Raw genomic sequence first — 21,839 nt, forward strand, 5'->3', positions numbered from 1 at the left:
GAAAAAGGTGATAAATAATTGAATGAAAAACAACAATATGTCTGGTATGCAAGTTATGGTTCCAATATTAATGCCGACCGATTCTTATGTTATATAAAAGGTGGTCAACCTGAGGGATCCGCCCAAATTGAGATAGGATGTAAAGATCCTTCCCTTCCAGTAGACGAGTCAACCTTCACCATAGACCTGCCCCTTTACTTCGCCAAAGAAGCGGCTAGATGGGAATCTCAAGGAGTAGCCTTTATCGGATTGAACCAAGACAAAGGAAACCATACCTATAGTAAGAAATATCTAATTACGGGCGAACAGTTTCTAGATGTCGTCAAACAAGAAAATAATGGACTAAATTTTGAGATTGATTTACATGAGGTTAAACAGAAGGGTTCAAAAGTATTCCACCGCCATTCCTGGTATGGAAATATACTGTATTTGGGAGATGAAAATGGCTTTCCCATTTACACCTTTACAGCCCCATGGGATATTAATGAGGTCGAATGGAAGAAGCCTTCCCCTGCCTATTTAAAAACTATTATTAAGGGATTATCAAAAAATTATTCAAATGAAGAAATCTTCGCTTATTTTCAAAGCAAACCAGGCATTAAAGATCAATTCCCTGATCATGAATTGACTCTTCTGTTAAACGGCCGTGAAGGGTGATTTTTTCTTACCTTATCACGGCTTATTTTTATCAAGTAAGGAATAATAAGAACATTCATTTAAATGTCCTAACGATTAGGAGAGGAAAATTTACCCTTGGTAAATTGTGAATTCGCTTACAATTCACAATTTAGACCTTAATTATTCTATTTTTAGTGTTATGATAATGGTAATCGTACTAACGAGTTGAAACCTCGAATTAATTGGAAGCTGTGGATGAAAATCTGTCGAAAAAAGGAAGTATTCCTATGAACTTAAAACATAAAAAGCATAATATTTTTCAACGAATTGGACGAGCTTTTAAGTTGAATTTTATCAAACTGTTACGTTCTCCCGGTGGAGCGAAAAAAGTTTCCTTGGGATTTGCGATTGGCTTTGGTTTGGAAATGGTCGTTCTATCGTCTGCATCCCTTATTTATATTGTGTTTTTACCGATGGTCCGGATAGCTAGAGGTTCATTGCCTGCAGCAATCATCGGAAATGTCATTGGAAAACTATCCTTTCTTCCTGTTCTTCTTTTACCTTTTGCCAAGAAAATTGGTAAACTCATCTATCCATTTAACGGGCAAATCGGTCATAAGACACCATTTTCGTTTGAACAATTATTGCAAGGGGATTTCCGAGGCGTTGTCAGTCTTCTTCATGGCGGAGTCCATGTGTTAATTGGAATGACTATTTTTGGGATCGTCCTTGGAGTCATCTCGTACTTCCTTGTTCATTATTTTTACGAAAAAGAAAAAACGAAAAGACTTACGAGAATTCGTGATAAACAAGCATCTCGAAAAAATCCTCTCGTTATCATCGATGCTGCTAATAACTAAGGTTTTAGCTTCTTAAAGATGATTGATTCTAAAAGCTTCCACGGCAGGAAATTTTTTATGGTAAGCATATTCTTTACACCAGCCCCGATTGGATACCGGAGGTCAGGTGATTTCGGCTGCGAGGCAATTTGTGCAGCCAGTTTGGCTACCTCGATTGGATTGCCATGCCCAGCTTTTCCACCTTCAATTTCATTTAGTATCTTCTCCATATAGGATGCGTACGGGGACTCCGCATTGACCCCCATCCCATCCACGCTTGCCCAAATATTGGTTTGAAAGGATCCAGGCTCAATTAAGGATATATCAATCCCAAATGGTTTAAGTTCCAGTCGTAAGCTCTCACTATAACCCTCAAGAGCGTGCTTGGATGCGACATATGCAGATAATCCTGGGAAACCGAATCTCCCGCTGATACTGCTCATGTTAATAATCCTGCCTTGTTTCTTTGCCCGCATTAATGGAAGGACTGCCTGTGTTACGGCGATCAATCCGAAAAAGTTGGTTTCAAATTGAAGCCGATAATCCTCGATTGAGAGCTCTTCACTAAAACCTCCAAGTGCATAACCCGCATTGTTGACTAACACATCTATAGAGGGATATTTCTCCAATTTGCCTTTTAAAAGAAGAATGGATTCCGTGGATGTAACATCAAGCGGGAGGACATGAATGAAATTTTCTACCTGGTTTTCTTTTGCAAGTTCTAGTAGGGGCTGCGCTTTGTTTTCATCTCTCATCGTTGCAATCACTATAAATCCTTTTAATGCCAGTTCAATCACGGTTAACAAACCGAAGCCGCTTGAAGATCCTGTAACGATGGCTGTTTTTTGTGTCATGATGGGCTCCTTTTCTTCCTTTTGTTCTATTTAAACTTAAAATAGAGAAGTTTGTATAGCAAAATGGAAAAAGGCTGCCCCAAAATACTTGGGACAGCCTCTTTTTGGAATCACCTGTTATTGATTTTGATGATTTTGAAGGGTTTGTTCAGCATAAGCGACAAGACGTTTCGTCATTTCGCCTCCGACTGAACCATTTGCTCGTGCGGTCGTATCAGCACCCAGTTGAACTCCAAACTCGTTGGCAATTTCTTCTTTCATTTGATCTAAAGCATTGTCTGCTCCAGGAACCAATAGTTTGTTTCTGGCCATGATACATCACTCCCGACGAAGTTTTTTTGAGCAATGAAAAATTGCTCGTATATAATTTAACCGATTTTGTTCCATTTCATTATAAGTTGGTTCTTTTGAATCAATGAATGCTAAAATTTATTAATGACATCGCAGTAAATTCCTCAGCCTTTTGCTAAAATACGCTATCATGGGGAACATTACACTTATAGTTGTAAACATTATATAAAAAAGCGAGTGATGTAATTATGATAGAATTCCCCAAAAATCTTTATTGTGAAAAGTGCGGTAAAGAAACAGAGCACATGGTACGCGAAGATGCTCTAGAAATTGAATACATTTGTACAGAATGTATGAATGAACAAGAAATCATTAAGTCCTTTTTTTAAAAAGTGCGGAAAAGGTGTAATATGCAGAAGATAGTAGTTATAGGAGCAGGAATTCTCGGGGCGTCAACAGCGTATCACCTTGTACAATTAGGGGCAGAGGTGACATTAGTGGATCGTATGGATCCCGGGCAGGCCACTGATGCAGCAGCGGGGATTGTTTGTCCTTGGCTTTCGCAGCGGCGAAACAAAGCATGGTATCAGTTAGCAAAAGGAGGAGCTCGTTACTATCCAGAATTAATTGCTCAATTGGAAGCAGATGGAGAGAAAGAAACGGGCTATCAACGGGTAGGGGCAATTAGTCTTCATACAGAAATGAGTAAACTCGAACAAATGGCTGAACGAGCACGGAAACGAAGGGACGATGCACCCGAAATGGGGGAGATAACCATTCTTTCACCTGCTGAAACAAAGCGGCTTTTCCCGCCGTTATCTGAAGAGTATGGGTCTGTTCATGTTAGTGGAGGAGGACGGGTAAATGGAAGAGCATTACGTGAGTCATTAATCCGCGCCTCGATCAAGCATGGAGTTACTTTCCGTAACGGGAATGCCTCCCTAGCAATGCAGGGAAACAAAGTGGTTGGCATTATACTTGATGATTCAACATTTTTAGCGGATCAGGTCATTGTTACGGCAGGTGCATGGTCTAAAGAGCTTTTACAGCCATTAGGAGTTCATTTTTTAGTCAAACCACAAAAGGCACAAATCATCCACCTTGAGTTGCCTGAAACAGATACGAGCCAATGGCCGGTTGTTATTCCACCCCAAAACCATTACATTCTTACCTTTGATAATGGCCGGGTCGTCGTCGGCTCGACTCATGAAAATGAGGCTGAATTTGACAATCGTGTAACGGCAGGAGGAATCCATGAAATATTAAGCAAAGCCCTAGAAGTAGCACCTGGATTAGCTGCAGGTACGTATCTTGAAACAAGAGTCGGTTTTCGGCCGTTCACCCCTGGCTTTTTGCCTGTGATTGGGGCTTTACCTGATTATGAAGGAATCTATTTAGCCAATGGATTAGGGGCTTCAGGATTAACGAGTGGACCGTATCTCGGCGTGGAACTAGCAAAGCTTGTTTTAGGAAAACAAACAGAGATTGACCTGAGTTGCTATGAAGTAGCCGTGGCACATGATGAGTAATAAAAAGAGCACCCACTTGGGTGCTGATACTCCAGTTTATCTAATCTAAGGTAAGTTACTTTGGGAAATAAAGCGCTTACAAAAAACTACGAAAGTATTCCTCTCCGGAAAAGCTCTCCAATTGCATGGGAACGATTTTGAACGCCAAGCTTTTTAATTGCCGTTTTCACATATTGTTTTACCGTTAATTCGCTGATTTCCATCGAATCGGCCATTTCCTTTGTGCTTTCTCCCCAGGCAATTCTCCTCATAACTTCTAGTTCCCGCTTACTTAATACTTGCGGGTCTTCCACACTATCGAATTTTTCTAGAAACTTTCCAACTTCTTTGCCATAAAGGGTTAATGAGACAAGATGTTTATCATCAATTGAAGATTCTTTCACGAACTCATTTGAGCAAATATATCCAATAATAACCGATCGGTAACAAATAGGTACAACTAAAATCGAACTTACACTTGAAGAAGTTATGTATTTACTACTTGTTTGCTTTAGATACTCAATACCAGAACAATACTTTGCTTTCTTCTCATTAATGGCTGAGTAAATGATCGGCAGGGAACGGATATCATCCCGAATATCCCCAATATGGACCATACCAGCAGATGACAATGAGATGATTCCTTCACCAAGAAACCCTAACGGAGAAAATCTAAATAAATAGGCATTCATGACAGGATAAAGGTCCATGTATACTTCGAGAATTTTATATAATCTTTCTTCGTGGCAGGTGGCTTCCTCCAAATCGTGAATTCGATGCTGTAAGGTATACTGAGATGTCATATTATCATCTCCTTTATAGGGATATAGCACGTCTAAAATTGGGAATATTCAAATTATACAAAAAATTATATCCTTAAGATACACTTTTAGGAAAATCTTTTTTTTAAAAGTTGAAAAATTCCCATTTAGGAAAGGAAGATGTTTTTTGGCCAATTTAGACCCGCAAGCAAAAGCTTATTTAGAAATGTTCAGCCAGATGCCATTAATCCAGTCATTAGATGCACAGACAGTAAGAGAAATGTTTGCATTAGCCCCTCCCGTAGAGGTAGAACTGGCCCCGCTTGCGAAGATAGAGGACAGAATGATTCCTGTCGCCGATGATGCCGAGATTAAGGTGAGAATTTATACACCGGAAGGTCAAGGACCATTTCCTCTATTTGTCTATTACCATGGCGGTGGCTGGGTAATTGGGGATCTTGAGACAGCAGATCCAAGTTGCCGAATGATTGCTAATCGAATTGGCAGAGTTGTCGTTTCTGTCGATTATAGGCTTGCACCTGAATATAAGTTTCCAATCCCTATAGAGGATTCCTATGCGGCATTAAAATGGGTTAGTGAAAATGCTGAGGTGATAAATGGAAACGCTTCCAATCTAGTTGTTGGCGGTGACAGTGCAGGTGGAAATCTTTCAGCCGTCGTTTCGTTAATCGCCAAAGAACAAAATGGTCCAGACATCGCTGCCCAGGTTCTTATTTATCCTGTAACGGCCCTCGGGTACGACACCAAGTCATATCAAGAGTTCCAAACTGGATTTGGTCTTGATAGAGACTTAATGATTTGGTTTGGAAATTATTATATTAACAATGATGAGGATACAAAAAATAAATATATTGCTCCATTATTGGCAGAGGATTTAAGCAATCTCCCGCCAGCTTACGTTATTACCGCAGAAAATGATGTCCTAAGGGATGAAGGTTTAGCCTATGCTGAGCGTCTTAAAGATGCAGGGGTCAAGGTTGAAACGATTATCGAATCAGGTTTAGTACATGGTTATTTTACGAATATGGCAGTATTTCCAGAGCGAATTAAAGAATCAATTTCTAGATTTGCCAAGTTTTTAAGTGAAATTGACCAAAAAGTCAGCAGGGTTTAACGATTATATTAGATGCGGGAGGTAGGAATATTGAAATCTACTAAACAGTCAAATCAAGTTGCCAACTACGACGCTGTTGTTATTGGGGCAGGGTTTTCGGGATTGTATACGCTTCATCGCTTACGTGAGGCTGGTTTCTCTACCCGTGTTTTCGAGGCGGGTGATGGTGTTGGCGGTACATGGTATTGGAACCGGTATCCCGGAGCACGCTGTGACTCGGAAAGCATCTATTATAACTACACTTTTTCAGAAGAACTCTATAAGGAATGGACCTGGACTTCTCGATATCCTGAGCAGCCGGAAATACTAAGTTACCTAAATTTTGTAGCAACCAAGTTTGATCTCCGTCGTGACATCCAGTTTAAGACTCGTATTTTGGCTGCCCATTATAACGAAGAGAATAATAGATGGATGCTCCATTTGAACGATGGAACTAGTGTATCAGCGAAATACTTCATCACAGGAGTCGGCTGCCTTTCTGCTGCCAATGTACCAAACTTTAACGGGATCAATAATTTCAAGGGCAAGTGGTATCACACTGGACATTGGCCGCACGAAAAGGTAGATTTCAAGGGTAAGCGAGTCGGCATTATTGGCACGGGTTCAACTGGCGTCCAAGCCATCCCAGTCATCGCTCAAGAGGCCGAACACCTTACCGTTTTCCAACGAACTCCACAGTATTGTGCCCCAGCTAGAAATCATCCGTACGACCCGGAGTATATCCGGCAGGCTAAAGAAAATTTCAGCGAGATAAAACGACAAATGCGTGAATCCCAGGGAGGCCAGCCAATGGTACCACCTACTAAGTCAGCGCTGGAGGTTACACCTGAAGAGCGAGAGCGTGTATACGAGGAGGCATGGGAGAAGGGTGGATTAGGCATTTTTACTGCCTATTATGACCTGCTTATTAATGATGCAGCCAACGAAACGGCTGCCGAATTTATCCGCTCCAAGATCCGTAAGATTGTCGATGACCCGGAGGTGGCTGAAAAGCTTTTACCAAGTTATTTTTATGGTACAAAACGGCCAATCATTGACACGAATTATTACGAAACGTATAACCGTGAAAACGTCACCTTGGTAGACGTAAAGAAAGCACCTATTGAGGAGATTACTCTAAAAGGGATCCGGACCACGGAAGCGGAATATGAACTGGACGCGATTGTTTTTGCCACAGGATACGACGGAATGACTGGGCCTTTATTGAAGATGGATATTCGGGGTAAAAACGGGGTGTCACTGAAAGAGAAATGGGCTGGGGGAGCACAGACGAGGACCTACCTAGGGATTGCAAACGCTGGTTTTCCGAACATGTTTATGATTACTGGTCCTGAAAGTCCTTCTGTGCTGAGTAATATGCCTGTCTCCATTGAACAGCATGTGGAATGGATTGCGGATTGTATTGAGTATATGAATAAGAATGGTGTGGAAACGATTGAGGCGACTGTTGAGGCGGAAGAAGCTTGGAGTACCCATTGCAGAGAAGTAGCCGAATCCACGCTTTATACTAAAACTGACTCATGGTACACAGGGGCGAATATCCCAGGCAAGCCGCGTGGCTTCCTGATTTATGTAGGCGGAGTCGGCGCCTATCGCCAAAAGTGTACCGAAATCGCTGCTAAAGGGTACGAGGGATTTTCATTAAAGAGTTCAACTAAGACAGCATCACATTAGTGGATGTATGAATCCAAATTACTACAAAAAAAGAGTCTTCGGACTCTTTTTTTATTTTCAAAAAATGGGTTTTAAAAATAGGTAAAAAGTTATTTTTTGAAAATTTGAAGACATCTGAAATTATTGATTGATTAATGTGATTTGGGAATGTATAATAAACAAAATACTAAATTATTCCTACCTGAATAGTATGAATTGGGAGTTTAAAATTGGTTGCGTGTTTACCAGTTTAATAGATAGGGTACATAAGGAGAGATTATACATGGTTTGGACGTCTATTGCTTTTATTATTGCTTTTTTCTTTGCGATGAATATTGGAGCAAGTGGGACGGCAGCATCAATGGGATCGGCCTATGGTGCAGATGCCATAAAGAGTAAGCGCTTGGCCATGATTTTGGTTGCGTTAGCAGCTTTTCTAGGTGCTGTACTTGGTGGTGGGGAGGTTGTGAAAACGATTGGCGAGGGAATTATTCCTTCCAATCTCCTAACGATTAAATTAGTCGTCCTTATCCTTGCAGGAGCTACGTTGACATTGTTTATTGCAAATCTGTTAGGGATCCCTTTATCGACAAGTGAGGTTACCGTTGGATCGATTGTAGGTGCTGGGATCGCTTTTAAAAGTTTATATTTAAATAATCTTTTGGTGATTGTTTCCTTCTGGGTGTTAGTTCCAATCGTCTCATTTCTCATTACCTTTGGACTTGGAAAGTTGATATCCTCTGCTGAAAAGCGTTGGGTCGGTTTAACTAAGAATGGAAAATGGAAAAAATGGCTGGCGGTATTACTAGTCATAGGGGGCTGTTTAGAGGCCTTTTCAGCTGGGATGAATAATGTAGCAAATGCCGTTGGCCCGCTAGTAGGGGCTGGGATGATTTCAACGAGTAAAGGAATCTGGATCGGCGGTTTATTCGTCTCAATCGGAGCTATTTTACTAGGGAGCAAGGTGCTTGAAACGAATGGGAAGAAAATCACCAGACTCTCCTTGCTAGAAGGGAGTGCGGTTTCCTTTACAGGAGGAACCCTCGTTATTGTCGCATCACTGTTTGGTTTGCCAATTCCTCTCACCCAAGTAACGACTTGTGGAATATTAGGTGTGGGTGCCTCACAAAAGGGGTTTGGTATTTGGCAAAAATCAGTCATTCAAAGGATTCTAAAAGTCTGGCTAATCTCACCTTTAGCTTCGCTTGTTATTTCTTATATCCTGATTAATCTCTTAGTTAAGATTAATATTTATAATATTATTATCATTGTAAGTACATTGATCGCAACCGTGGGTGTGATCAGCCTTTCAGCGACCATTCGCAAGGAAAACAGTACCATCCATGATGATGGAGGCGGAATATAAGTAATAGATTTTGCTGGTTAAAAACTCTGTTGGGAATCTATTTCCACAGAGTTTTTTAATTTCATTAATAAAATACAAGTAGTAAAATAGATTTGTGAAAGCCTGTTTACATACTATTTAGTTGCTAAATCAAAATATAAAATTCTTAAAAAGCACTTTTTCAATATGGAAGGAATGAAATGCGTGATGGAGATAAAAAAGGTATCGATCATTGGTTTAGGTGCATTAGGAATACTTTTTGGACATCATTTATCAAGGAAAATGCCAAAAGCAGATTTACGAATTATTGCTGACCGGGACAGAATAACCAAATATAAAAATGAACACGTCTATTGTAACGGAGAACGCTGCGATTTCACTTATCTGACACCTGATGAAAGATGCGAGCCAGCTGATTTGCTTATTTTCACGGTGAAATATAATGGTTTAAAGGATGCGATTCAAGCAGTAAAGAATCATATTGGTGACCAGACGATCATTTTATCGGCTTTAAATGGGATTTCCAGTGAGGCTGTCATTGGCCAGGCATATGGGCATGAGAAAATTTTATATTGTGTTGCCCAAGGAATGGATGCGGTTAAAGTGGGGAATCAACTCACATATGACCATAGGGGAATGCTTTGCTTTGGTGAACAAGAACCAGGATTCATTTCCAAAAATGTTAACAGTGTCGCGGCTTTTTTTGAAAAAATGGCAGTTCCCTATGAGGTCGATACCAATATGGTTAAGAGACAATGGGGGAAGTTTATGTTAAATGTCGGAGTCAATCAAACCGTAGCTGTCTTTCAGAGCAACTATGGTGAGATTCAACGAGAAGGAGAAGCAAGAGAGATGATGATTGCGGCGATGAGAGAGGTAATCACGCTATCTGAAAGAGCAGGCATCCACTTAACCGAAGCAGATTTAGCCTATTGGTTACGGGTATTAGCAACCTTAAGTCCAGACGGTAAACCATCCATGGCTCAAGATGTCGAAGCCAGACGTCCAAGTGAGGTGGAGCTGTTCTCCGGAACTGTCCTAAAATTGGCAGATAAATTTGGGATCTCAACTCCAATAAATAAAGAACTTTATAATCGAATTAACTTATTTGAAAGTATATAAAGTGCCTGACTCCCACTGCTTTAATGTTATACAATAGCGGGGGTCAGGCACTGTTTTGTTACAAAATGGTGAACTCTAGAGTTCTTTTATGTGATTTTTATTTGCAGGATTATGGCAGGTTTTACACTAGGTATCATAAAATAAAAGAAAACGTGTATAAACTACAACTTGAGAAGAGGGTTGATGTTTATGTGGCCTTTTGACGGCAAGAAAAAGACGACTGAGAAGGCAGAAAGGTCATGCTATGTTTCCGTTAAAGAGACTACAGAGGGAAACGAGCTAATTGATATTGTCACTAAACTAAAAGAAGTCCTTAGTAGCACCTCGAGGGAAGTCATAATTTTGTGTGTGGGTTCAGACCGTTCTACAGGAGACTCACTAGGCCCGATTGTCGGGACGATGTTAACAGAAGCTGACATTCCTTTTCCGGTTTATGGAACCTTAGAAAAACCAGTTCATGCCTTAAATATAAAGAAAATTCTCAAGGACATTTATCAAAAACATAATCAACCATTTATCTTGGGTATTGATGCTTGTTTGGGGGATGAACGACAAATTGGGTTTATTTTTTTAAAAGAAGGTTCTTTGGTCCCAGGTATGGCGGTTAATAAATCTTTACCTAGTGTAGGTGAATACCATATGAAAGCTGTGGTTAATTACCTGGATCCATTAGCACCTGCGCAATCCTTAAATAATACGAGATTATTCACTGTCGTGAAGTTGGCCGAAGTTATGGCAAAGATTATTACGCAAGCAGTCTTAGGGGAACCCTCAACTCGCAAAAGACTTATTGAAACTATCCAATGATGAAAAATTTAAAATTATTTCCCACTTCCTTGGAAAATTCAACCATAGTATTTGATGTTTACAATTAGAGTAAGTTATAATTGGTACAATGTATACCTAGAAAGAAGGAGAAACCGTGGGGAATAATTGGGCAGAGGAAGATCTATTGTCTTTACGCGAAAGGGTCTTTATTCACATTAAAGATCTCATTTTAGAAGGTGAATTTAAAACGGGTGATCGTTTGGTGGAACGGGAACTGGCAGAGCGATTGAATATCAGCCGAACACCTATCCGTGAAGCGTTGTTTAGATTAGAATCGCAGGGGTTTGTAAAAACCGTTCCAAGAAAAGGTGTTATAGTTGCAGATATTTCAGATAAGGAAATTATTGAAGTATTTACGATTCTTTCCTCACTTGAGGTTTTGGCAGCAAAATTAGCTGCTCAAAAATTAGACGATGAAACCAAAAGTAAGTTTGTCGAGTACTGTAAAAAAGTAGAAGTCTGCTTAAAGGATAAGAATGATAATGATTTCTCTAATTTACATGGTGAATTGAATCATCTATTATACAGTTCAGCAAAAAATTCGAAACTATATGAAATACTAAGTGGGTTGTCAGATTATATTCGGGCATTTGCCAAGACAGGTTATAAAAATCCAGGCCGACCGGTGCAGTCGATGGAAGAACATTTACGAATAATGGAAGCCATTATCAATCAAGAAATAGAAATGGCTGAGTATTTGACGAAGATTCATATTGAAAATTCTCGAAAAGCATATATTGAGGCTGTTAATCAAGGAAAAAAGAGTAAATAAATAAAAAACTCCATCCACTGGTGGAGTTTTTCTATTTCTGTCTGCATGTTATTAAAGTCCGATTACGACTGAGGTGGTTAGATTCTGTAATACTTTTGCGACACTCATCGCCACAATAGGACTAGATTTAGGATTTTGCTTAAAAGGCTTGTTTTGAATCGTTATTTCCATTTGACCAAAAAAGCCCTTCGCAATGATTGTGTGGGTATTCATTTGAATCGTTGGGTCCACATAAACTTGAACCTTCGTTTCTTCGAATCCAATCCCGGCAAGACTGAGTGCCGCGGAAACATTTACGTTTTCAGGGAATAATTTTGCAGCGTTTCTGGCATTACCATCAAAAACACAAAAAGGTTCAGTAATTGTTTCTAAATCTACTTTTTCCTCAGCAATCGTCCCATACCAACTTTTTGTTGGCTTCCTTGTAATTAAGGTTATTTCATCGATTTCACCCAATACCCCAGCAGCGATCCGATCCAAACCTGCGATGGCAGCAGATGGAATGATTATTTGTTGATTGTATTTAGTTGCAGCCGCCTGTAAGGACTCATAAAAGTCTATATTTGCTAATGCACCGACAGAAAGAATGACTAAATTACTTCCTGAAGAAAGGGCTTTTTCACCGTATAGTTGGAGGGCGTGATGACCGGCTGCTTCAATAATGATATCTAAATCTTGGTTAAAAAAAACATCTTCATTAGTAGTTACTGTACATTGACTAGGTGGGTTGCCTAAAGGACCAAGTGGGGTTCTAACCAAAAGGGCTTGAAGGGCGACATCGCCAGCATGTCCTGATTCGATTAACTGGCTTATACTCTTTCCAAGCGTTCCATATCCTATGATACCAGCTCTAAGCATATTCATTCTCCTCGGATTGAATTTTTTTCCAATAAACTATAAAGTTACCAATCTATGTAATAAAAGTTCTTTGTATACCATATACCATCAATTTTCTACATTTTAGCCGATTCGAATCACAAAAGCAATAGTAATAATATAAATTTATATAAACTTCTAAATTTTCAAAATTGTTTGCAAAGATAAGAGAATAATGGTATATTATTTTCAACCTTAAAGTAAACAAGGTGTACATAGTGAAAAGAAAGGGGTTGATCTTAATCATTCCTAAAGAATCAAACTACATAAAACGCAACTTAGACTCTTTGCACTAGTTTTTCTTTGTTTGTAGATTGAATGATTTAGGGACTAGAAAATGTTCTGATATAAAAGAGCCTTCAACTTAGTGTTTTGGTTGTCATGTAATTTCGTAAAAAATTTATAAATCTTTGGTATACAATCTACAGTATTCAAAATATTATCTCTTCGATTTATTCTTTTAATGGAATAGCAATTGTTTATCTTTATAGGAATAAGAAAAGCAAATCAGAAGTAGAGGATATACACCATGATAACCATCCATTTATAACTAATATTCCTCTCCTACGGTCCTTTTCCAATAATTAAGGAAATCTTTCGCTACAATCGTTTTAAAAATTTTTTAAAACAAACGGAGGGGAAATATGGAATTAACAGCAGCTCATTGGGTTTATCTAGTAGTCACTGTAGCCGTTATTATTATCATGCTTTTTAGAAAAGGTGTTGTGTTACCTCTTATAGTTGGAACCTTTTTAGTAGCGGCCGTGTATAAAGGGAGCGTGATCGGCGGTTTTCAAGCCGTCTTTAATGCAAACCTGGTTGCCGCTAAGGAACTATTTAGTATTTTCCTAATCATTTCCATCATGATCGGTCTCCTTAATTCCTTGAAGGATCTAGGGTCAGATAAAAGGATGGTCGTGCCGATCCAAAAAATAATGGTAAACGGACACGTTTCTTATTTAGTGTTAATGGTCACTACGTTTGTGATTTCACTCTTTTTCTGGCCAACCCCAGCTGTTCCGTTAATTTGTGCTTTGTTAGTGCCTGCTGCAGTAAGCGCAGGATTGCCAGTCATGACTTCAGCAATGGTTATTGTTATTGCAGGACAAGGTATGGCACTTTCATCAGACTATATTATGCAAGTAGCCCCAATGCTTAGTGCGAAAGCCGCAGGAATTGATAAATCCTTAGTTTCAGATAAGGCCTTCATTCTTTCTCTCATTACTGGAATAACTTCTCTAGCGATTGTGTATGCCACACATCGAAAAGCGATTACAAAAAGATCTGTTAATGAGATTAATAAAGAGGAAAAGGCATTCTTCCAAGTTACCGAAGAACTTGCTGCTACAGTAGAAGAAACTGCTGAAGTTATTAAGGTAAAAGAAAAATGGGGAAAAATCTTTGCGATTATTGTGCCTTTAGCAATGCTTGCTGTTATGATTTTTATGTTCCAGACAAAAATTGGCGGTGGAGCTGGATTTGAGGGAGGCGACGGCGCAGCTTTTATTGGAGGGGTGGCAACCATTCTCTTAGTGTTGGCGACGATTGCTTTTAACCGAATTCATGCACTAGATAAAATCAGTGAACATATTACCGAAGGTTTTGTATTCGCATTTAGGGCGATGGCACCCGTTATTCCGATTGCAGGCTACTTCTTTATGGGAAGCGGAGACTTTTCAGCGTCTATCCTTTCTTTAGGTGAAGATGCAGCAAAACCAGGATTTCTATTCGATTTGATCCAAGCAGGTCAAAATTATATTCCACATAGCCCATTTATAGCAGCATTTAGTATCTTAATCGTTGGAATCATTACAGGGTTAGATGGTTCTGGGTTTGCAGGGCTACCGTTAACAGGTGCACTGTCTGGAGCGATTGGACCTGGAAGTAATATCGATCCTTCCGTTCTGGCAGCTATTGGGCAGATGGGAGCGGTTTGGAGTGGCGGAGGTACGCTGATTGCATGGTCATCTCTTGTTGCAGTTGCCGGGTTCCTCCAAGTATCACCGTTAGAACTGGCCAGAAAGAACTTCTTCCCAGTTATAACCGGACTTACCATTGCTACAATACTGGCCGTTATCATTTGGTAAAGTAACAGTTTTAATGTATTTAAGTATACTAGATACAGAAATTAGGTGTCGCTTATAAATAAAGAGGCTATTCCAAAAGTCAGCAGCGAACTGATTTTTGGGGTAGCCTTATTATTTGTAGTTTAAACAAGAAAACATTTGTTATCTTGAAAAGACAATAAACATAGGATGAAACGAAGAGAGGGGATAAAGGATGAAACAACAAAGGATTGGTTTAGTAGGGATAGGAAAATTAGGAACAGCGTTGATGACTCATTGGGATAAAAAATCAATCCCAATAGGTGTTTACCACCCAGTGGAAACAAAAGCCAGAAATTATCTCCACCTATTTCAAAATGGCTATCACTTAACAGAAAGTGAAATAGGTAATGTAGATATTTTAATTCTCGCACTTCCTGCTACGGAGATTATTCCATTTATCTCAAGCTTAAAGCTCCAGAGCAATGCTCAGCATACACCATCTATCATTAATATGGCCACGAACCTTGCTACTAATGAGCTAACGATCAAGTTTCCATGCTTAGAGATTCATGGTGTGAAGTATATGGGTCATTCGAGAGATTTATTGGAACACGCAAATGGTTTATTTATAACTGAATCCGTATTACCACCAAAGATTGAGGAGCTTTTTGAGGAGATTGGAAAGGTAAAGATTGATCGTGAAAGTTGTTTAACAGAGGTAAATAAATTAGCCACCTATTTTGCCTTAAAAACGGCCATCAATATCGAGACTGAATTTGCGGACAGAGGATTATCCCCAGAATATCTTAAAAGAGCGCTAACATCGCTAGCACCCGAAGTGATACGTTCCTATAGTGAGGGGAGTCTTGGTCACTTTGCCAAGGAAATTGTCAAAGAAATACAAACAGAGAATTCTAGTAAAAATGTTAAAACCCCTTAAATTGCTAAAGGTGTCAATTCAATGATTGACACCTTTAGTTATGAGCGGCTTCGTTAAGCTAAAAACACTTGTAAAATAAATAAGTATAACATGACACAGCCAATATAAATGCTTGCGAATGGCAGGTTCCAGTTAGACACTTTATAGGAGCTTTCCTTAACGATGTTTGACATAAGACCTAATGTCGCATTATAAGGGCCCACTAGAAAAGCAGAAACAGCTCCTGCTAACATCGCCACAGTCAAGATATGCGGTGATATCCCAATCACCTCTGGGTTCAAACCCTCTGTCATTAGGGCTAGTGAAACTGCGGGATGCAGTCCTAGAAAAGCAAAAGCCAACGGGATTAGAGGCAATAAAATCAAAAAGATTTCTACACCTGCTAAACTAATAAACTTATTTACCCAAGTATCCAGCCATACATTGGTATGAGAAACATTAATGGTTGAGATAAAAAATCCTGTCGATAAAAAAATAAAAAATTGATCCTTCATACTTACAGAGAAGGTTTGAAAATGCTTAACCAATTGGGCCCCGAACTCTTTCCCCTGTTTTAAGAATAGAGACCAAGAAAAGGAAAATGGAATGACAAGTAAGGATACTAAAATTAAAAACGGATAAGGAAACTTTTTTTCTACTAAAGAAATGACCACGTTAAAAATGATGATTGCCAGGAGAATTTGAAAGACTCTAACCGAACGATTCATCTGACCCGATGATTCTATCGTAGCAGCGGTTTCGTGGACGGATAGGTCCTTTTTGTTTTGGATCATGAAATTTGCCTTACGTGAGCCGATATACCAATCCACCCCCATACCCACGATGCTTAAGGGAATAACATAAGGAAGAATCGAGACCCAGCTTACATCCGTCATCGTGATGACGATCCCAACAATCGGTGTAACAGGTGCCCAAAGTAAAGGCATGGCAAACCCGCGCGTAATCGCTCTGCTCATAAACCGTTCTTTATTCTCAACGGGAATGACATCCAAAGCAGGCCTAATCGAGTAGTAAGTCATCGGTAATGTGGCCAGATTCATAAAAATACTAAAAAAATACGATATGCCAGACGTAATCATATACAGTTGACCAGAGGTTTTTACTCTTTTTTGAATAATATTTTGTATGCCCCCGCTATAACCGCCTAGTTTTATCGGTATCCCTAAAATCGGAATCAGTGTAAACATGGTAAGCAAGTCCAGCATAGGGCCGAAAGAAAGAATATATTGATGCCAGGAAGCCCCGCTTGTCCACAATAAGACCACTCCAAGCAGCAAAAATGTACCTCCTAAAACTTGAACAAATCGCTTGGCTTGAAATAGGGTAATAAGCACAATCGCAAGACATAGACAGGAGATTAGTACACCAAGATTTAGCACAGGCACCAGCACGGAGAAAAGATACAATAAAATTACGATAAAAAACATATACCTCAGCATATCAACCACCCTATCTTTTATGAATTGTATACCAAATAGTATTATTTAGGCTATATTTGTCACAAATTTGCCATTTGTTATGATTTTGGTATACAAAAAACTTGTTTTATTGTTAATCCCATTATACAATTACATTATCAAATAACTCAATTAATAGGGGGATTTTAAATGTTTAACTTTCTATTTGGATCCAAAAGGGCTGTTGAAAAAGCTGAGAAAAAACTAGCTTCACTAAGAAAAACTCTTAAGTTCTAACGTTATTTATTCAACCGCCGCTTAAAAGCCGGCGGTTTTTTGTGCTTTAAAAACAATATCAAGACAAAAAAACGGAGAGCCAAGCTACCTCTCCGGATTTTATATATAGAAAAACTATTTTTTTTTTGCACAATAAATATTCTAAACGGCTACCTCGTCAGATTTTACCAGTTTGGAGTTGACAGAATCCTCGCTGTTCCCGGACGCCTTGACAATCTCATTTAATTCCTCGCGAGCAGCTTCAATTGTATCAAACTTTTCAAAAAACTTTACAGCTATCTGATTAACATATTCTTTTCCTTCAAAATTTTCAAATAATCGAATTTTAATCGTTTCATCAAGGACTTCAGCAATCGTATATTTCGCTTTTAAATTGTCAAAGAAATAGAAATGGTAGGTTTCAATCGGTTTTAACCCATCGTTTTCGAGAATTGTTTGGAAGGTATCTTTATTAGTTAAGACAATATATTTCCCCATGTAGAACACTCCTTTGAGTTTTTAATAACCTTAAATTTCAAGTCAGATAAGTATTTAATTTCTGTACTCTAAGTATAGTAACTTCCTACGTTAATTTTTTTCTTTACTCACCTCCAAGGAATATTGTATACCAAACTACTTATGTGTATTTTATATCAGGATGTTAAAATGTTCAAGGTTATATTCTAAATATTTAAATAATTACCAAAGTTGTTGATAGACTACTGATTTACATGAAAAAAATTCGTACTAACTAAAAATTCTAGTTTGCTTATCTAACAAAAAGATTGTATACTTCAGAAAAGTATCAAAATTTTTAGAATAAACAGAGAGGGGTAACAATATGCCAAAAGTGATTCTTCATGTTGATGGAACAACAATTGAACAAGAAGTGAAAGACAATGCCAATTTAGTAGTATTAGCAGGGACCCGTCAATTAGCAAAATTAAAGTACGGCTGCGGAATGGGACGATGTACAAAATGCACTTGTATCGTCGTAAACGGGGCTGAGTCATTATCTCCACCGAATTGGAAAGAAGAAAAAATGCTTGGAGATAAGGTCAATGAGGGCTACCGCTTAACATGTCAATTAACCATTAAAGAAGATATTGAAATTTCTCAAGAAAATATCTCGATCCAAACCCCGAAGAAACAATCTGCTATCCAATCTTGATAGGGAATTTATTTTATATTTATTAATGGTATACAAAATACAACAAACTTAAGTAGGTGAGTTAAAATGGATTGTTATGATTTAACCAGCATGACATGGAAAGAAGTAGAAGAATCGCTTAAGACTGTTGAATTCGCGATCATTCCAATTGGTGCTCACGAACAACATGGTCCCCATATGGTAGAAAGTTGCGATGCTGTCTTAGCTGAAAAGATGGCCAAGAAGTTAGGCCAACGAATGTTTCCTTTTGCATTGGTCACACCAACCATTAATATGGGTGTTTCCCAACACCATTTAAATTTTCCGGGAACGATCTCCTTGCAGCCCACGACATTAATTGCGGTTTTAAAGGATGTTATCTCATCATTGAAGCATCACGGCATTAAAAAGTTTTTGTTTTTAAATTCTCACGGAGGTAACCAGTCGACGCTTAATGTTGCCTCAATGATGTTAACCAAAGAACTGGATGTTGAAATTTACTATGCTAAGACGACTGCATCTGCTAAAAAGGCGATAAAGGAAAATATCACTTCACCATTATATGGACATAGCTGTGAACGAGAAGTTTCCGAAGCACTATATTTAGCTCCCGAGCTTGTCCGTCTTGAAGACCTTGAAAAAGGTGATATCCAAGAAGAGGGAAGATGGAAGCAGCTTCGACCTGGAAAAGCGATTCAAGGATTTTATTATTATGAAGAAATGACGAATAACGGCTGTATCGGGGATGCCACAACAGCAAGCTGGGAAATGGGCCAGCAGATCGTGGAGGAATCCTTAGCTAATCTTTCAAAAGAACTCTTCAAATTACTAGATCTGAAAGTGGATGTCCTTCCATAAATTTAGTAGTAGAGAGGGAAGATTATTAATCTTTAAAAAATTCTAAAAATTATATTTACAAATAAACAATATATTGGTAGTATAAACGTAAGGTATACCAAAATGATATTTTCACCGAATTAAAGAGTGCTGGAAGAGGAAAGAATCCACAATCTTTTTATTTTTAATCTAATTTGGTATACAAAATATCAAATACCAAGTTAAACTTGGGTACCTACATAATATTAGAGGAGGAGTTTCAGTTGACAGAATTATTATCTAAAGATGAATTTCGCAAACAATTAGAAGAAGCAATTAAAGGTAACCATAGCCAGAAGGCTCCATTTACAGTAGCTTGGGCTGAGGGCAAACTTGGAAGAAAGCACTTTTCTAGATGGGCTGAAAATCACTACCATTATGTAGGACCATTCGCAGACTATTTAGCGTATATTTATCACAACACTCCATCAGATCCAAAATTTGCCGCTGCAAAAGATTTCACTTTACAGAACATGTATGAAGAAGAAATTGCAGCTGACCGTCACACTGATTTATTGATTCGTTTTGCGGAAGCATGTGGTACGACTGCAGAAAGAATTATCGATCCAAACAATATGGCTCCAACCACTTTAGGGCTTCAAAGCTGGTGTTTCGCAGTTGCAGCACGCGAAAATTTCGTCGTAGCAACAGCAGCTCTAGTTGTAGGCTTGGAATCACAAGTACCAGATATTTACCGTAAGCAAACACCTGCTTTACGTGAACAATATGGGTTTACAGATGAAGAAATTGAATTCTTTGATTTACACATCGTATCTGATGAAATCCATGGTGAGCGCGGTTATAAAATTGTTCTTGACCACGCCGGTACTCCTGAGTTGCAACAACGCTGCTTAGAAGTCGTTCGTACAGGTGCAAAAATGCGCCGTATGTACATGGATGGGTTATGGAGAGAGTATTGTGAGCAGGATTTAGGAGCACTAGTAGAAACAAAGTAATAAGAAAACTTTACCGGCCGTCCTATTAATCTTGTATTTTAAAGGTTTAAGTGACGGCCATTTTTTTATAAAAGACATGGAAATAAATAAATGAAAAAAGGTGATAGTAGTGATTACTACAAAAGTAGAGACATTCAATAATTATATAAATGGAGAATGGCAGGAATCGGTGAGTAAAAAAACATTTTTTAGTGTGAACCCTGCAAATACCGAAGATCTTGTTGGGGAATTCCAAGCTTCAAACGAACTGGATGTTAAAATTGCGATTGAATCTGCCAAGAATGCTTTTCCTAGCTGGGCCCTAACAGCTCCATCCAAGCGTGCGGCTATCTTAAATCAAGCAGCCAGTATCCTAGAACAAAATGCAGATTCTTTGGCAGAAGAATTAACAAGAGAAGAAGGAAAGCATGTTGATGATGCCAAGAATGAGGTGTTACGTTCTGCGCAAACGCTCCGCTATTATGCAGTAGAAGGACAAAGCTTTACGGGGGAAACCTTTCCAAACGATGACGCAAATATGAAAGTTTCAACGGAAAGAGAACCGCTCGGAGTAGTAAGTGTCATCACTCCATGGAACTTTCCACTTTCTATACCAGCCCGAAAAATCGCTCCCGCTCTAATCACGGGGAATACGGTTGTATTTAAACCTTCCTCAGATACTCCATTAATAGCTTATCGTCTAGTCGAAGCACTAGATAAGGCAGGAATTCCTAAAGGCGTGATTAACTTTGTTACTGGAAAAGCTTCAGACGTCGGTGACTTGCTGGTAACCCATCCTGCTGTTAGAGCCGTCACATTTACAGGTTCAACCGCAGCTGGAGAAGACATTCATAAAAAGGCAGGCTTTACCACTCGGACACAAATGGAACTAGGCGGGAAGAATCCGCTAATTGTTATGGATGATGCAGATCTCAATCTAGCCGCAACCTTGACTGTAAACGGGGGCTTTTCGTTAACAGGGCAAGCATGTACGGGAACGAGCCGTGTCATCGTCTTGAAAGACGTAAAAGATGAATTTGTTCAGAAACTTGTTGAAAAAACGAGGGCACTAAAAATAGGTAATGGGTTTGAAGCAGGCGTGAAAATTGGTCCGCTTGCCAACGAAAAACAATTGAAGAATGTCATGAAATATATCCAATTCGGAAAAGAAGATGGTGCTGAATTAGTATATGGCGGTGAGCCATTAGTGTCTGGAGAATTCGAAAAGGGATACTATGTCCAGCCTGCTATTTTTACCAATGTAAACGCTAATTCTCGGATTGCGAAAGAAGAAATCTTTGGCCCAGTTGTGGCTGTGATTGAAGTAGATACATATGAAGAAGCCATTGCCGTTGCGAATGACGTCGAGTATGGTTTATCCGCTTCGATTGTTACCAATAATCTCAAAATCGCCAACCAATTTACAAAGGATATCCAAGCGGGAACAGTCAAGGTTAACCGCACAACGACAGGAAACTTAATGAATGCACCATTTGGAGGCCTGAAAAAATCAAGTACATCTACATTCCGTGAATCCGGAAGAGTGGGCTTAGAGTTCTTTACGCAATTAAAAACTGTCTATATGGGCTATTAAAATAATACATTAGGTAAAGGA

At 39.0% G+C, this 21,839-nt stretch carries 21 protein-coding genes; 15 read left to right on the forward strand and 6 right to left on the reverse strand.

From position 1 onward, the window contains the following. Positions 1-18 precede the first annotated feature (18 nt). Positions 19-657, forward strand: a complete 639-nt coding sequence (locus tag J7E77_RS26775) for a hypothetical protein (protein ID WP_214718185.1) — start codon at positions 19-21, stop codon at positions 655-657. 248 nt (positions 658-905) lie between these two features. Next, positions 906-1,478, forward strand: coding sequence for a DUF2062 domain-containing protein (locus J7E77_RS26780; RefSeq protein WP_214718186.1), 573 nt, complete (start codon positions 906-908; stop codon positions 1,476-1,478). Here the strand turns inward: J7E77_RS26780 and J7E77_RS26785 are convergent. Both J7E77_RS26785 and J7E77_RS26790 read right to left on the reverse strand, forming a co-directional pair. Further along, complete coding sequence (locus J7E77_RS26785; protein WP_214718187.1) at positions 1,475-2,311, reverse strand: SDR family oxidoreductase; 837 nt, start codon at positions 2,309-2,311, stop codon at positions 1,475-1,477. The two genes, J7E77_RS26780 and J7E77_RS26785, sit on opposite strands and share 4 nt — an antisense overlap. Positions 2,312-2,428: 117 nt before the next feature. Next, complete coding sequence (locus J7E77_RS26790; protein WP_088087953.1) at positions 2,429-2,623, reverse strand: alpha/beta-type small acid-soluble spore protein; 195 nt, start codon at positions 2,621-2,623, stop codon at positions 2,429-2,431. A gap of 389 nt (positions 2,624-3,012) precedes the next feature. On the opposite strand from J7E77_RS26790, the gene J7E77_RS26795 reads away from it, so the two are divergent. After that, positions 3,013-4,131, forward strand: coding sequence for an NAD(P)/FAD-dependent oxidoreductase (locus J7E77_RS26795; RefSeq protein WP_214718188.1), 1,119 nt, complete (start codon positions 3,013-3,015; stop codon positions 4,129-4,131). A gap of 86 nt (positions 4,132-4,217) precedes the next feature. On the opposite strand, the gene J7E77_RS26800 is transcribed toward J7E77_RS26795, so the two are convergent. Continuing rightward, complete coding sequence (locus J7E77_RS26800; RefSeq protein ID WP_214718189.1) at positions 4,218-4,913, reverse strand: helix-turn-helix domain-containing protein; 696 nt, start codon at positions 4,911-4,913, stop codon at positions 4,218-4,220. 145 nt (positions 4,914-5,058) lie between these two features. Here J7E77_RS26800 and J7E77_RS26805 point away from each other — a divergent pair, with 145 nt between their 5' ends. The 6 genes from J7E77_RS26805 to J7E77_RS26830 all read left to right on the forward strand — a co-directional run bounded on the left by J7E77_RS26805 (position 5,059) and on the right by J7E77_RS26830 (position 11,726). After that, positions 5,059-6,006, forward strand: coding sequence for an alpha/beta hydrolase (locus J7E77_RS26805; protein WP_251028202.1), 948 nt, complete (start codon positions 5,059-5,061; stop codon positions 6,004-6,006). Positions 6,007-6,036: 30 nt separating this feature from the next. Further along, positions 6,037-7,680, forward strand: a complete 1,644-nt coding sequence (locus J7E77_RS26810; RefSeq protein ID WP_251028203.1) for a flavin-containing monooxygenase — start codon at positions 6,037-6,039, stop codon at positions 7,678-7,680. 262 nt (positions 7,681-7,942) lie between these two features. After that, positions 7,943-9,025, forward strand: a complete 1,083-nt coding sequence (locus J7E77_RS26815; RefSeq protein ID WP_214718192.1) for a sulfate permease — start codon at positions 7,943-7,945, stop codon at positions 9,023-9,025. 186 nt (positions 9,026-9,211) lie between these two features. Next, positions 9,212-10,126, forward strand: coding sequence for a ketopantoate reductase family protein (locus tag J7E77_RS26820; RefSeq protein WP_214718274.1), 915 nt, complete (start codon positions 9,212-9,214; stop codon positions 10,124-10,126). A 189-nt stretch (positions 10,127-10,315) separates the two neighbouring features. After that, entirely contained in the window at positions 10,316-10,933 is a 618-nt protein-coding gene (yyaC, locus tag J7E77_RS26825; RefSeq protein WP_214718194.1) for a spore protease YyaC, read from the forward strand. Positions 10,934-11,048: 115 nt separating this feature from the next. Next, entirely contained in the window at positions 11,049-11,726 is a 678-nt protein-coding gene (locus J7E77_RS26830; RefSeq protein WP_214718196.1) for a GntR family transcriptional regulator, read from the forward strand. Positions 11,727-11,777: 51 nt separating this feature from the next. Here the strand turns inward: J7E77_RS26830 and J7E77_RS26835 are convergent, their stop codons facing one another. Then, positions 11,778-12,584 carry an aspartate dehydrogenase gene (locus J7E77_RS26835; RefSeq protein WP_214718198.1) on the reverse strand — a complete coding sequence of 269 codons (807 nt, stop codon included), beginning with the start codon at positions 12,582-12,584 and terminating at the stop codon, positions 11,778-11,780. Between the two features lie 662 nt (positions 12,585-13,246). On the opposite strand from J7E77_RS26835, the gene J7E77_RS26840 reads away from it, so the two are divergent. Next, on the forward strand, positions 13,247-14,689 hold the full coding sequence (locus J7E77_RS26840; protein ID WP_214718199.1) for a hypothetical protein: 1,443 nt from the start codon (positions 13,247-13,249) through the stop codon (positions 14,687-14,689). A 193-nt stretch (positions 14,690-14,882) separates the two neighbouring features. Beyond that, the gene (locus J7E77_RS26845) at positions 14,883-15,590 is read left to right on the forward strand and encodes a hypothetical protein (protein WP_214718200.1); all 708 of its coding nucleotides are present in this window, start codon (positions 14,883-14,885) and stop codon (positions 15,588-15,590) included. 53 nt (positions 15,591-15,643) lie between these two features. Here the strand turns inward: J7E77_RS26845 and J7E77_RS26850 are convergent, their stop codons facing one another. Together J7E77_RS26850 and J7E77_RS26855 are read right to left on the reverse strand one after the other, a co-directional pair. Beyond that, positions 15,644-16,867: a hypothetical protein gene (locus J7E77_RS26850; RefSeq protein ID WP_251028204.1), complete on the reverse strand. Its 1,224-nt coding sequence runs from the start codon at positions 16,865-16,867 to the stop codon at positions 15,644-15,646. A gap of 558 nt (positions 16,868-17,425) precedes the next feature. After that, complete coding sequence (locus J7E77_RS26855) at positions 17,426-17,761, reverse strand: hypothetical protein (protein WP_214718202.1); 336 nt, start codon at positions 17,759-17,761, stop codon at positions 17,426-17,428. Between the two features lie 343 nt (positions 17,762-18,104). On the opposite strand from J7E77_RS26855, the gene J7E77_RS26860 reads away from it, so the two are divergent. From J7E77_RS26860 to J7E77_RS26875, 4 genes are all read left to right on the forward strand, one after another. Beyond that, positions 18,105-18,434 (forward strand): 2Fe-2S iron-sulfur cluster-binding protein, encoded by a 330-nt coding sequence (locus J7E77_RS26860; RefSeq protein ID WP_214718203.1) that lies wholly within the window; start codon positions 18,105-18,107, stop codon positions 18,432-18,434. A 66-nt stretch (positions 18,435-18,500) separates the two neighbouring features. Further along, on the forward strand, positions 18,501-19,271 hold the full coding sequence (locus J7E77_RS26865) for a creatininase family protein (RefSeq protein ID WP_214718204.1): 771 nt from the start codon (positions 18,501-18,503) through the stop codon (positions 19,269-19,271). A 242-nt stretch (positions 19,272-19,513) separates the two neighbouring features. Beyond that, positions 19,514-20,245: an iron-containing redox enzyme family protein gene (locus J7E77_RS26870; RefSeq protein WP_214718206.1), complete on the forward strand. Its 732-nt coding sequence runs from the start codon at positions 19,514-19,516 to the stop codon at positions 20,243-20,245. A gap of 109 nt (positions 20,246-20,354) precedes the next feature. After that, complete coding sequence (locus J7E77_RS26875; protein WP_214718207.1) at positions 20,355-21,818, forward strand: aldehyde dehydrogenase family protein; 1,464 nt, start codon at positions 20,355-20,357, stop codon at positions 21,816-21,818. Positions 21,819-21,839: the final 21 nt, after the last annotated feature.

The sequence above is a fragment of the Bacillus sp. ISL-77 genome (assembly GCF_018613105.1).